This is a genomic window from Polaribacter sp. Asnod6-C07, assembly GCF_045063625.1.
Lineage (GTDB): Bacteria > Bacteroidota > Bacteroidia > Flavobacteriales > Flavobacteriaceae > Polaribacter > Polaribacter vadi_A.
Genome location: NZ_JBEFOF010000005.1, coordinates 388,247 through 402,165, shown reverse-complemented (window position 1 = coordinate 402,165; position 13,919 = coordinate 388,247). Strand labels below are relative to the sequence as shown.

The window sequence follows — 13,919 nt, the reverse complement described above, 5'->3', positions numbered from 1 at the left end:
ATCAATTAATTATGTGTTTTCTATTGTATGTCTATAATAATTGATAAAACTATCAAATTTATTTATTTATCAATAATAATTTAATAGTTATTTGTATAATTTTATTAAAATTATTTTTTTTAAGACATAATTTCTTCTACATATAATCTTCAATTGGGGTACAAGAACAATTTAAATTTCTATCACCAAAAGCATCATCTACTCTTCTTACAGTTGGCCAGAATTTATTATCAGCAATATAATCTAAAGGAAAAGCTGCTTGTTTTCTGGTATATGGCAATTGCCAATCATCTGCAGTTAGCATTTCTTGAGTATGAGGTGCATTTTTTAAAGGATTATTTGCATCCTCTTTCGTTGCATTTTTAATTTCTTCACGAATAGCAATCATTGCATCACAAAAACGATCAAGTTCAGCAATAGATTCAGATTCTGTTGGCTCTATCATCATTGTGCCACCAACAGGAAAAGAAACAGTTGGAGCATGGAAACCATAATCCATTAAACGTTTGGCAATGTCTACAACTTCAATCCCTTTTTGTTTAAAGTCTCTACAATCAATAATCATTTCGTGAGCTGCACGTCCTTTTTCGCCTGTATACAAAGTATCAAAATGACCATTTAAACGCTCTTTAATATAATTTGCATTCAAAATTGCATTTTTTGTAGAGTTGGTTAATCCTCTAAAACCTAGCATGGTTATGTATCCATAAGAAATTAGGCAAACTAAAGCAGAGCCCCAAGGAGCAGATGAAATTGCTGTAATTGCATTTTCTCCACCAGTTTCTATTACAGGATTTGTAGGTAAAAAAGGGACTAGTTGAGGTGCAACACAAATAGGGCCAACACCTGGACCACCTCCTCCATGAGGAATAGCAAAGGTTTTGTGTAGGTTTAAATGACAAACATCTGCGCCAATTGTTGCAGGGTTTGTTAAACCAACCTGAGCATTCATATTTGCACCATCCATATAAACTTGACCACCATTATCATGAATAATTTTAGTGATTTCTTTAATTTCACTTTCAAAAACACCATGTGTAGATGGGTAAGTTACCATTAACGCTGCTAAATTATCTGAATGTAATTCTGCTTTTTCTAGTAAATCAGCAACATCAATATTACCATTTTCGGCAGTTTTGGTTACAATCACTTTCATACCAGCCATAACAGCAGAAGCAGGGTTTGTACCATGTGCAGAAGCAGGAATAATACAAATATTTCTATGTGATTCGTTTCTAGATTGATGATAAGCTCTTATGGTCATTAAACCAGCAAACTCACCTTGTGCACCAGAATTTGGTTGTAAAGAGGTACCTGCAAAACCAGTAATAATATTCAATTGATGTTCTAACTTTTTAAGAACTTCTTGATAACCTTGCGCTTGATTTAAAGGTACAAATGGATGAATATTTCCCCAATTAGGATTACTTAAAGGCAACATTTCTGATGCTGCATTCAATTTCATTGTACAAGAACCTAAAGAAATCATAGAATGATTTAAAGCTAAATCTTTACGTTCTAGTTTCTTTATATAACGCATCATATCTGTTTCTGAATGATATGTATTAAACACTTCATTGTCTAAGAATGATGTGTTTCTAGAAACAGAATCATTAATAACTTCAAAATCTGAATGAAAAGGTTCTTGTGTTAAAATTTGAGAAAAAGTATCGTAATTTTCTTCATTTACAGGGTTTGGTCTTTTTTTCATCTGACCAAAAATGGTAAACAAAGTCATTAAATCTTTTTGAGTTGTAGCTTCGTTTATAGAAATAGAAACAGAATTATCATCAACATAATTAAAGTTTACTTTAAAAGATTCTGCAATTGGTTTTAATCTAATGGCATCAATCTCTACTAAAAGCGTATCAAAATAAGATGAGTTTAGTTGTTTAAAACCAGCCTTTTCTAAAAAGTCTGCAACTAATTTTGTTTTATTATGAACTGTATCAGCAATATATTGTAATCCGTTTTTACCATGGTAAACTGCATACATACCAGCCATAACTGCTAATAAAACTTGTGCTGTACAAATATTAGAAGTTGCTCTTTCTCTTTTAATATGTTGCTCTCTAGTTTGCAATGCCATTCTTAAAGCATGCTTACCATTCATATCTTTAGTAACGCCAATAATACGTCCTGGAATACTTCTTTTATATTTTTCTTTGGTAGCAAAATAAGCAGCATGAGGTCCTCCATAACCTAATGGGATTCCAAAACGTTGTGTGGTTCCTACAACAACAGAAGCACCAAATTCACCAGGAGCTTTTAATTTTACAAGTGATAATATATCAGCAGCAACTGCTACTTTAATATCATTTTTATTGGCTTTTGTAACAAAATTTTCATAATCAAAAATTTGACCAAATTTTCCAGGATATTGTAAAATTGCTCCAAAATATTCATCAGAAAAATCAAATTCTTCATGGCTTCCTATTACTAGTTCTATACCAATAGGAGTGGAGCGTGTTTGTAATAAAGATAAAGTTTGTGGTAGAATTTCATCAGAAACAAAAAACTTATTAGCGCCAGCTTTTTTCTTTGCACGTTCTCTAACATCAAACAATAATGCCATAGCTTCTGCAGCAGCAGTAGATTCGTCTAACAAAGAAGCATTTGCTAATTCCATTCCTGTTAAATCGCAAACCATGGTTTGGTAATTTAACAGAGCTTCTAAACGACCTTGTGCAATTTCTGCTTGGTAAGGTGTATAAGCTGTGTACCAACCTGGGTTTTCTAAAATATTTCTTTGAATTACACTTGGTACAATCGCTTCATGGTAACCTAAACCAATATAGGTTTTAAAAACTTTATTTTTATTAGCAAGGGAGTTAATGTGCTGTAAGTATTCATATTCGCTCATTGCAGGATCTAAATCTAAATCATCTTTTAAACGGATATTATTTGGTACAGTTTCATAAATCAGTTGTTCTAAACTATCTGCTTTAATAGCTTTTAACATCTTTTCTTGCTCATTTGCATTTGGCCCAATATGCCTTAATTGAAACGAATTTGTGTTCATTAAATAAAGTTTTTAAAGTCTTATTTCAATCGATTTAGTCGTTTAAATTCTTAACGAATTTTATCGATTTTAAAAAACAACAAAAATAGCGATTTAATGAGTTCTAAAGTTCTATTAAAAATGATAAAAGTCTGTTAATTATCAACCAAATTAAAATGTTATTAACATAAACTTTACTTTTGTAAAATGAGATTCTTAAAATTGATTTTCGACTTTTATATTAAAGCTAGCATTCACGTTGCTATAGCTGTATATGCTTTTTTAAGAATCACAGAAATTTATTTTGATTTACCTTATAACTCAAACTTAAATTATTTTGTATTTTTTGGCACAATAACAGGTTATAATTTTGTAAAATATGCAGGCGTCGCAAAATTGCACCATAGAAGTTTAACAAACAGCCTAAAAGTAATTCAAATTTTTTCGTTTTTTTGTTTTCTAGGGCTGTGTTATTATGCATACTTAGTTCCTATAAAAACGTTATACTATACACTTCCATTTATTGCATTAACTATTTTATATGGTGTACCTTTTTTAAGCGGATTTGATAAAACTTTAAGAGAAGTTAGTTATCTTAAAATTGTAGTTGTAGCCTTAGTTTGGGCTGGTTTTACTGTTTTAATTCCTGCAATGGAAGAAGAGAAACAAACCTCGATTAATATTGTTTTGTTAATGTTGCAGCGTTTTTTAATTGTAGTAGTTTTAATTTTACCTTTTGATATTAGAGATGTAAAATATGATGCAATTTCTCTACAAACTATACCAAAGAAAATTGGTGTAGAAAAAACAAAAAGATTGGGTTTAATGTTAATGGTTTTTTCGTTGATTTTAGAATATTTAACTTCAACATCAAACACAGTAAAAACTCCTTTTATGATTTTCTTTTTTTTGGTGATTATTTTCTTAATGAGAGCCAAAATAGATCAATCTAAATACTACAGTTCGTTTTACATAGAATCTTTACCAATTGTTTGGTGGTTAATACTTTTAGGATTTGATAATTTTTAATTAGAAAGTGCCTTTTTTTTAAAATGTTTTTTAAAGAATTCCAAGAAATTAAATTTATATCATAAAACTGCTAACTTACTTCTTAATTCCCTACTATATTTGTAGATTTACTCACTTAAATTCAATTAAGATTTTAAAGTAATGATTACTACAAAAAGAAATTACATTTTCGACTTTGACAGCACTTTAACACGTGTAGAAGCCTTAGATGTTTTAGCCGAAATTACGCTAGAAAATAACCCTAAGAAAGACGAAATTATTCAACAAATTATAGATATTACCAATTTAGGAATTGATGGTGAAATCTCTTTTACAGAATCTTTAGAAAGAAGAATTAAGTTATTAAATGCGAATAAATCTGATTTAGAAGGTTTAATAAAAGCGCTTAAGAAACAAGTATCTAAATCTATAGAAAGTAATAAAGAATTTTTTGAAGATTTTGCAGACGATATTTATGTGATTTCCTGCGGATTTAAAGAGTTTATAGATCCTATTGTTGCAGAATACAATATACCATCAGAAAGAGTATATGCAAATACTTTTGAATTTGATACTGATGGAAAAATTGTTAGCTTTGATGCTAACAATCCTTTATCACAACATAATGGAAAAATCAAGTGTTTAAGTGATATGAACCTTGAGGGAGAAATACAAGTAATTGGAGATGGTTACAGCGATTATGTAACTCGAGAAGCAGGTGTAGCAGATAAGTTTTTTGCATATACAGAAAATGTTTCTAGAGATAAAACAACAAAAAACGCAGACCATATTGCGCCAAATTTAGATGAATTTTTATACGTTAACAAGTTGCCAAGAAATATAAGTTACCCAAAGAACAGAATTAAAATTTTATTATTAGAAAACGTACATAAAGATGCTTTTACAAAGTTATCTGGAGATGGGTTTTCTGTAGAAACAGTTTCTAAAAGTTTATCAGAAGATGAATTAATAGAAAAAATAAAAGACGTACACGTTTTAGGTATTCGATCTAAAACACAAGTAACTCAAAAAGTAGTTGATGCAGCAGAAAAGTTAATGGTAGTTAGTGCATTTTGTATTGGTACTAAACAAATTAATTTAGATGCTTGTAAAGAAAGGGGAGTTGTTGTTTTTAATGCACCTTATAGTAATACACGTTCTGTAGTAGAATTAGCTATTGGAGAAATTATTATGTTAATGCGTTCTGTTTTTCAAAGAAGTACAGAAATACATAATGGTCAGTGGCAAAAAACAGCAGCAGGTTCTAGAGAAGTTCGTGGTAAAAAACTAGGTATTGTTGGTTATGGTAATATTGGTAAGCAATTATCTGTTTTAGCTGAAGCTTTAGGTATGGATGTTCATTATTATGATGTAGAAGATAAACTTTCTTTAGGGAATGCTACAAAAATGAATTCATTAGAAGAGCTTTTAGCTATTTCTGATGCAGTAAGTTTACATGTAGATGATAATGCAGCAAATAAAAACTTCTTTGGCGAAAAAGAAATTTCTCAGATGAAAGATGGTGCTGTATTGGTAAATCTAGCACGTGGTTTTGTAGTAGATATTCCAGCTTTGGTAACTGCTTTAAAAAGTAAAAAAATAGCAGGTGCTGCAATTGATGTATATCCTTCTGAACCAAGAAAAAATGGTGAGTTTGAAACAGAGTTAAGAGGTTTAGATAATGTTATTTTAACACCTCACGTTGGTGGTAGTACAGAAGAAGCACAAAGAGATATTGCAGATTTTGTACCAAGTAAGATTATGGCTTATATTAATTCAGGTAATACTGTAGACGCTGTGAATTTCCCAAATATTCGTTTACCAAGACAAACGAATGCACATCGTTTTTTGCATATCCATAAAAATGTTCCAGGAGTAATGGCAGAAATCAATAAGATTTTAGCAAAATACGAATTGAATATTAGTGGGCAATATTTATCTACAGACCCTAAAGTAGGTTATGTTATTACTGATTTAGATAAAGAGTATAATAAAGAAGTTATAGACGAATTAAGAGAAGTTGAAGGTACTATTAAATTTAGAGTATTGTATTAACATTATTTTATAAGATAAATTTAAGCCTCTAAGTGTTAAAAAGCATTTAGAGGCTTTTTTATGAGATAGCCATTTATAAAGTGTAAGTTAAAAGGCTTATATGCTGTTAAATACTTATAAAATCACATCTAAAACACCCTTTTTTAATAAATGATAAGGAAAACAACAAAGTTAACAAAATGTTAAATACGCGCATGTAGTATTGTTAAAATCTGAAATAGTTGCGAATTATATTAACAAAATTTTTAGTTTCGTTCGATATTAATATAAATCAATTCAAATTTTTTATGAAACAAATTAACAAAAAAGCGTTGTTGTTGGTATTTCTCTTGGGAGTAATCACTTCAATTAGTGCTCAAAAATTGTCGGTTACAGGTACTGTATCCGAGGATTCAGGCGTTTTACCAGGTGTAAGTGTATTAGTTAAAGGTACATCTACAGGTGCAGAAACAGATTTTGATGGAAAATACACTATTTCTGCTGCAAAAGGAGATGTGTTAGTTTTTCGTTACTTAGGTTACAAAACAGTTGAGAAAACTGTAGGGAACTCTACTACTATTAATATTTCTATGGTAGAAGATAGTAGTGTTTTAGAAGAAGTAATTGTTGTTGCTTATGGTACAACTACAAAAGAAGCATTTACAGGTTCTGCAGATGTTGTTGGTGAAAAAGAATTAGCCCTTAGAACTGTTACCAATCCAATTGCTGCCATAGAAGGTAAAGCAACAGGGGTTCAGTTTATTGCTGCTTCTGGTCAGCCAGGATCTTCACCAGAAATTGTTATTCGTGGTGTAGGTACGTTAAATGGTAGTACTGACCCTTTATATATTGTAGATGGGATGCAATTCGATGGGTCACTTAGTGCAATTAACCAAGATGATATTGCTTCTATGACAGTATTAAAAGATGCAGCATCTACTTCTTTATATGGTTCTAGAGCAGCAAATGGTGTTGTTATTATTACTACTAAAAAAGGTAAAAAAGGTAAATTAGCTGTAAATGCATCTACTCAATATAGTGTTATTACAAGAGCTATTGATAACTACGAAACAGTAGGAGCAAAATCTTACTATGAGTTAATGTGGGAAGCTTACAAAAATACTTTAAGTGGTACAGATGTAGAGGCTCAAGCTTCTGCTACAATTTTTAATCAATTAGGTTATAATCCTTTTGATGTTGCTAATGATCAAATTGTTGGTACTGATGGTAAGATAAACCCAGATGCTAATCTTAAATACCAATCTTTAAACTGGTTCGATTATTTAGAAAGAACAGGTTCTAGAGAAAACCATTCTGTAAATGTAGCTTCTGGTGGTGATAACTATAATGTATTTTACTCTGCTTCATTTTTAAAAGAAAAAGGTTACGTAATAGAAAGTGATTACGAAAGAGTTACAAATAGAATAAATGCAGATTTTCAACCAACTGAAAATATTTCTATTGGTGGTAGTGTTTATATTACAACTACAGATTCTCATGGACCAACAAGTGGAGGTTCTGGTTCTATAGTTAATCCATTTAACTGGGCAACAGATTTAGGTCCTATTTACCCTGTTTATCAGGTAGACAATGATGGTGCTATTATCAATGATACAGCTGGTAATCCATTATATGATTTAGGAGAAGGATACCCAGATTACAATATTCAAACAAGACCATATAACCCAGGTAGACATGGTATTGCAGAGTTAATTTTAAATGAAGATGTAAATAGATTAAACCTTTATGGATTTAGAAACTATTTAGAAATCGGAATTTTAGATGGATTAAAAGCTAAAGTAACTTATGGTAGAGATATTCAAGATAATATCATTAAAGGTTACGAAAATGAAATCGTAGGTGATGGAGCACCAACAGGTAGATATAGTGAAGACAGATTTAGAAGAGTTATAGAAAACTTTACTCAAATCTTAACTTATGGTAAATCTTTTAATGACATACATAACTTAGATGTTACTTTAGGCCATGAAAGTATGGATAGAAACTATTCAGCTATGGGAGGTATTGCTAATACTCAAACTGCAACAGGTATTTATGAGTTTGATAACTTTGCTGCTGGAGATAATGTAGATGGTAGTACAACTGAACATAAAATTGAAGGATATTTTGCAAGGTTAAACTATAACTTTGATAGTAAATATTATTTAAGTGCTTCTGTAAGAAGAGATGGTACATCAAGATTTTCTAAAGATGCAAGATGGGGAACATTTTATTCTGTAGGTGGTTCTTGGAGAATAGACCAAGAAAAATTTATGGAAAACGTTTCTTTTGTAGATAGATTAAAATTAAGAGCTTCTTATGGAGAGATAGGTAACGAAAGAATTGGTAGTTTTTATGCATCTCAAGCATTATATGAAATTTTACCAAATGCAGGTGCTCCTGGTATCTTTTGGAGTACAACAGGTAATACTCTTTTAGAGTGGGAAAACCAAATTAGTTGGGATGTTGCTTTAGAGTTTGGATTATTTAATAACCTTATTGATGGTTCTGTAGAATTCTATAAGAAAACAAATAAAGATTTATTATATAACTTACCTATTCCAATTTCTGAAGGATTAAATGAAGCACCAACTAATGTTGGAGATATTTATAACCAAGGTATTGAAGTTGGTTTAACAGGTCATTTAATTAAATCAAACGATTTTAATTGGGATTTAACTGTACAAGCTTCTACTTTTAAGAATGAAATTACTAAATTAGATAGTCCTGCAGATAATGGGTCTAAACGTTGGGAAGTTGGTAGATCTAGATATGATTATTACATTTATCACTTTGCAGGAGTAGATTCAGATAATGGTGATGCACTTTACTATATGTTCGAAGATGATTTAGAAGCAGGAACTAGAGTACCAGTTTTAAACGCAGATGGTACACAAGCTACAACAAACGATTATCAAGCAGCAGGTGAAGCGTATACAGGAGATAGTAGTATACCAGATGTAATTGGTTCACTTTCTAACTCTTTTAGTTACAAGCAATTTTCTTTAGATTTCTTATTCACATTTGGTCTTGGAGGTAAAATCTTAGATGGTGGTTACTCTAACGCAATGCATGCAGGTACTTATGGTAGATCATTACACGTTGATGCAGAAAATGCTTGGAGAAATCCAGGAGATATTACTGATGTTCCACGTTTAGAAAATGGAAACCCAAATCAAAGTATTGCTGGTTCAACTCGTTTTTTAACTGATGCTTCTTATTTAGCATTAAGAAACGTAAACTTAGGTTATAATTTAGATAAAAGTGTAGCAGAAAAATTAGGTTTAACTAATTTACGTCTTTCTCTTTCTGGAGAAAACCTATTTATCAATGCAAAAAGAAAAGGAATTAATCCTCAATATAACTTAGCAGGTACACAAGGTGGAAACGACTTTAATCCTTCTAAGATAATTACAATGGGGTTAAATTTATCTTTCTAAAAAATAATAATAATTATAAAATATTACAATATGTTACGAAAAATAAACCTATTAATTTTAGGGATACTAGTAGTTTTTGTTACAAGTTGTTCAGAAGATTTTCTTGAAACAACACCAACAGATTCTATATCAGAAGGAGACGCTTTTGCAAGTGTTAATAATATGTTTTTGGTACTTAATGGTTTGCATAGACAAATGTATGCTCAAAACCCATTATCAGGTACAGCTTCAAGTAGAAGTGGTCAGAGTCACTTTATGCCATCTTTAGATGCTATGGGTGGAGATATGATTCACTCATCACCAGGTAATGGTTGGATGACAAGTGATTTACGTTGGTTAACACATACTAATTCTACTTTTACTACAGTAAATAACTTTTGGTATGAGCGTTATCACTTTGTAGCTACTGCAAATAATTTAATAAACTTAATTGCAGATAATGGTTACGAAACTACAGACCCAGATATTAGAAATATTCTTGGTCAAGCATATGCATATAGAGCTTGGGCTTATCACCAATTAGTAGCTACTTATGCTAAAGGTTATTTAATTGGTTCTCCATCTACAGATCCTGGTGTACCATTATTATTAGTTGCAGGTGCACCTTATACTAGTGAAGCTAGATCTACTGTACAAGTAGTGTATGATCAAATTAATTCTGATATTGCTAATTCAATTAGCTTTTTTAATGGTGCTTCTAGCCCTGATAATAAATCTCACTTATCTATTAATGCTGCACAAGGTATTAAAGCAAGAATAGATTTAACTCAAGGTAATTGGGCAGCAGCAGCTACAGCAGCAGCAGCAGCAAGAGATGGTTTTCCATTATTATCAGAGTCTACTTGGTTATCAGGTTTTAACTCTGCAGATTTGTCTGAGGTAATTTGGGCAGGTACAGTAATCGATGCTGAAACAAATTATTTTCAATCTTATTTCTATTACATCTCTCCAACTTTTAACGGAAGTCAGAATAGAACAAACCCTAAATTGATTAATAATGAGGCTTATGATGCAATACCAGATACAGACTTTAGAATTAATATGGCATTACCTTTAGCGCCAAATACAAATTCTTCTGCATCTAATGGTTTAGGAGGTAGTTTTGAAACTGATCCAAATTATGATAATGCAGACGATTTCTGGGGTGCTTGGGAAGATATAATTAATGAATATGGTATGACTACTGGTCATAATACTCACCCATATATGGCTGTTAAATTTTTACAATCTAATCCAGGAGGTATTGATCCAGATGACGTTATCTATATGAGATCTGCTGAAATGTATTTAATTGAAGCAGAAGCTAAAGCAATGCTAAATGATGTTTCTGGTGCACAAGCTGTATTACAAGTATTTGGGTCTAGCAGAGATTCTGCTTATGATGCTACAGCATTCGCTACACAAGATGATTTAATGGACCATATTAAATGGCAAAGAGCTATTGAACTTTATGGTGAAGGTTTCAGTTTCCATGATCACATTCGTTGGGATGAAGGAATTGATATGACCAATTCTGGAGCTTCTGAAGTATTATATAGAGATGGATTTATGCAAGACAAGCCTTCTGTAAACGATGCTTGGATATGGAAAATTCCACAGGATGAAATTGATGCAAATCCAAACTTAACTGAAGCAGATCAAAATTAAGATTTAAGCTAATAATTAGTTTTTAAATTGTCAGACATATTATTTGACAGTTTTGCAATAAATATTAAAACCAGAACAAGTAATTGTTCTGGTTTTTTTTTATGAAAAATTTTCAAAATGAATAGTTCAAAGATTTATAAAAAGTATTGAGTTAATTTCATTTATAAATTAAAATGAAGGTTTAGTATCATTTTAACTTCTGATTTTTAATAAGAATTTTCGTTATTAGTTAAGAATTAATGTTAAAATTATTTATTTAATAGAAACTCATATAAGCTCTTAAATATTAATTTTGATTACATATTGGTTAATTTAGAACTTGTTAACTCTTTGATAATTAGTTATTTTAATGGAGTCTAAACAAATATAACTAATTATGAAAGCTTGTCCCAAATGTAAATCTACATCAAGATATAGAATGAAAAGGGATTGGTATGTAAAGCTAATTCCAGGTTCACATTCTTATGCATGCGATAAATGCAACACAAGATATACTTGGATTCCAATCATAAATCGTTCTATTTAAAACTAAAAAAACCTCGCAATTGCGAGGTTTTTCAATAATATAAATGCTTTATAGTTTATTTAAATAGCCTAAAAATATCATTTCCGTTTGCAAAGAGTAGTAGTGCAACTAATAAAACAAAGCCAACTACTTGAGCGTATTCTAAAAATTTATCACCAGGTTTTTTACCTGTAATCATTTCCCAAAGTGTAAAAACTACATGACCACCATCTAAAGCCGGAATTGGTAAAAGGTTCATAAAACCTAACATAATAGATAAGAAAGCTGTAATATTCCAGAAAGATTCTGCACTCCATTCATCAGGAAAAATACTACCAATAGAAATAAAACCACCTAAACCTTTATAAGCACCTGTACTTGGGTTAAAAATCTTCTTTAATTGTTTTACGTAATCTGTTAAGGTTTTCCAAGATTTGTTCCATCCAGCAGGAATAGCTTCTGCAAAAGAATATTCTATATCAGCTAAATCATAATATCCTAATTTTTCTAAATCTTTGTATTTTAATCCTGCAAATGCAACACCAATTTTACCTTCGTTTGTTATTTTTAAAGTAATATCTTTAGTTTCAGTTCCTCTTTTTATGGTTGCAGTTACTTCTTGTCCTTTGTAATTAGATAATACTTCTTCTGCCTCATCATAATACTTTAAAGCATTACCATTTATAGCAGTAATAATATCTTTCGCTTTAAGTTCTGAATCTATATTAGGTGAATCTTCTGAAACTTCTGCAATTGCAAACGGATAACGTGGGTATAAAAAAGCGCCTGCTTCTTTGCCACGATCCATCAATTGAGAAATAAAATCTGTAGGAATTTCCTTATCAATTACAACACCATTTCTTTCAATCTGAAAATTATTTCCGTTGATAAACTCTAAAGTTAAGCCAGAGAATTTTTTAATTTTCTGTCCATCAATAGTTAAAATTTTATCACCAGTTTGTAGACCTAAATTCATCGCTAAAGAGTCTTGTACCCAAATACCATCTTTTACGTTTTCATTAGGCAGATACTTTTCTCCATAAGCATACATCAACATAATGTAAATAAAAATACCCAAAACAAAGTTTACAAAAACACCACCTAACATAATTATTAAACGTTGCCAAGCTGGTTTTGAGCGAAACTCCCAAGGTTGTGCAGGTTGTTTCATTTGTTCAGTATCCATACTTTCATCAATCATTCCAGAGATTTTTACATAACCTCCTAAAGGAATCCAACCAATACCATAAACAGTTTCACCAACTTTTTTCTTAATTAAAGAAAATTTATAATCAAAAAATAGATAGAATTTTTCTACTCTTGTTTTAAATAATTTTGCAGGGATAAAGTGCCCCAATTCGTGCAAAACAATTAATAAAGATAAACTTAAAATAAATTGCGATGCTTTTATTAATATTTCCATTCAGCGTTAAATCATAATTAAAAAACGCACAAATGTACGTTTTTAAAGATTGGATAAAAAGAACTATTTTAGGTTGATTTTATTTTTAACAAACATTTTGGTACAAATTTAATTCGCCTCACTTTTCTAAGCTATTTTTAAGCAGTAAATTTGCAGAAATAACTCGTTTAATGGATTTTAAATTCTTCAAAAAAAGTAAATCAACATTAATATTTTTAATTGTTTTTTCGGCAGTTTCTCTCCCTGTTTTTTATCATTTATTAAAATCTGATAAAAAATTAAAAGTCTATAGCCCTGCTGATGTAAATCCCAGTTTAGTTGATGCTTCAATAAAACATATAACCAAAGATCATACAATTGCTAATTTTGAATTAACAAATCAAAATGGAGATATAATTACCAATAAAAATTATGAAAATAAGATTTATGTTGCAGATTTCTTTTTTACACGATGTACGAATATTTGTATAGCAATGGCATACAATATGAGTGAATTACAAGAATTTTATAAAAATGATGATGATGTAATGTTCTTATCTCATTCAGTAACTCCAAATATTGATAGCGTTTCTGTTTTAAAAGAATATGCCATAAATAAAGGTGTAATTGATAGTAAATGGAATGTTACAACTGGCTCTAAAAAGCACATTTATGAACTTGCTAGAAAAAGTTATTTTGCAGTTATTGAAGATGGTGATGGAGGAGAAAACGATTTTATACACACAGAACAATTTGTGTTAATTGATAAAGAAAGACGCATTCGCGGATTTTACGATGGTACAGAAAAAAAAGATATGGTAAAATTAAAAGAAGATGTTGCGCTATTAAAAGAAGAATATAGCACTAAATAACTTGTTTAGA

At 30.5% G+C, this 13,919-nt stretch carries 7 protein-coding genes; 5 read left to right on the top strand and 2 right to left on the bottom strand.

The features are described 5' to 3' along the window. Window positions 1-136: 136 nt before the first annotated feature. Window positions 137-3,022: an aminomethyl-transferring glycine dehydrogenase gene (gene gcvP / locus ACJJVK_RS01670; protein WP_405562519.1), complete on the bottom strand. Its 2,886-nt coding sequence runs from the start codon at window positions 3,020-3,022 to the stop codon at window positions 137-139. 186 nt (window positions 3,023-3,208) lie between these two features. Between gcvP and ACJJVK_RS01665 the strand changes: the two genes are divergently transcribed. The 4 genes from ACJJVK_RS01665 (at window position 3,209) to ACJJVK_RS01650 (ending at window position 11,130) form a co-directional block, all read left to right on the top strand. Next, complete coding sequence (locus tag ACJJVK_RS01665; protein WP_405562518.1) at window positions 3,209-4,030, top strand: hypothetical protein; 822 nt, start codon at window positions 3,209-3,211, stop codon at window positions 4,028-4,030. A gap of 141 nt (window positions 4,031-4,171) precedes the next feature. Then, the gene (gene serA, locus ACJJVK_RS01660) at window positions 4,172-6,064 is read left to right on the top strand and encodes a phosphoglycerate dehydrogenase (RefSeq protein WP_405562516.1); all 1,893 of its coding nucleotides are present in this window, start codon (window positions 4,172-4,174) and stop codon (window positions 6,062-6,064) included. Window positions 6,065-6,351: 287 nt separating this feature from the next. Continuing rightward, window positions 6,352-9,483: a SusC/RagA family TonB-linked outer membrane protein gene (locus tag ACJJVK_RS01655; protein WP_405562514.1), complete on the top strand. Its 3,132-nt coding sequence runs from the start codon at window positions 6,352-6,354 to the stop codon at window positions 9,481-9,483. Between the two features lie 30 nt (window positions 9,484-9,513). Beyond that, on the top strand, window positions 9,514-11,130 hold the full coding sequence (locus ACJJVK_RS01650; RefSeq protein ID WP_405562512.1) for a RagB/SusD family nutrient uptake outer membrane protein: 1,617 nt from the start codon (window positions 9,514-9,516) through the stop codon (window positions 11,128-11,130). Window positions 11,131-11,711: 581 nt separating this feature from the next. On the opposite strand, the gene rseP is transcribed toward ACJJVK_RS01650, so the two are convergent. Continuing rightward, complete coding sequence (gene rseP, locus ACJJVK_RS01645; protein WP_405562511.1) at window positions 11,712-13,058, bottom strand: RIP metalloprotease RseP; 1,347 nt, start codon at window positions 13,056-13,058, stop codon at window positions 11,712-11,714. A gap of 170 nt (window positions 13,059-13,228) precedes the next feature. Between rseP and ACJJVK_RS01640 the strand changes: the two genes are divergently transcribed. Beyond that, window positions 13,229-13,909, top strand: a complete 681-nt coding sequence (locus ACJJVK_RS01640; protein WP_405562509.1) for an SCO family protein — start codon at window positions 13,229-13,231, stop codon at window positions 13,907-13,909. Window positions 13,910-13,919: the final 10 nt, after the last annotated feature.

Excerpts from the sequence above, each read along its gene's own strand:
- ACJJVK_RS01640 (WP_405562509.1), top strand. The coding sequence starts at position 13,229 with ATGGATTTTAAATTCTTCAAAAAAAGTAAATCAACATTAATATTTTTA.
- serA (WP_405562516.1), top strand. The coding sequence starts at position 4,172 with ATGATTACTACAAAAAGAAATTACATTTTCGACTTTGACAGCACTTTA.
- ACJJVK_RS01665 (WP_405562518.1), top strand. The coding sequence starts at position 3,209 with ATGAGATTCTTAAAATTGATTTTCGACTTTTATATTAAAGCTAGCATT.
- gcvP (WP_405562519.1), bottom strand. The coding sequence starts at position 3,022 with ATGAACACAAATTCGTTTCAATTAAGGCATATTGGGCCAAATGCAAAT.
- rseP (WP_405562511.1), bottom strand. The coding sequence starts at position 13,058 with ATGGAAATATTAATAAAAGCATCGCAATTTATTTTAAGTTTATCTTTA.
- ACJJVK_RS01655 (WP_405562514.1), top strand. The coding sequence starts at position 6,352 with ATGAAACAAATTAACAAAAAAGCGTTGTTGTTGGTATTTCTCTTGGGA.
- ACJJVK_RS01650 (WP_405562512.1), top strand. The coding sequence starts at position 9,514 with ATGTTACGAAAAATAAACCTATTAATTTTAGGGATACTAGTAGTTTTT.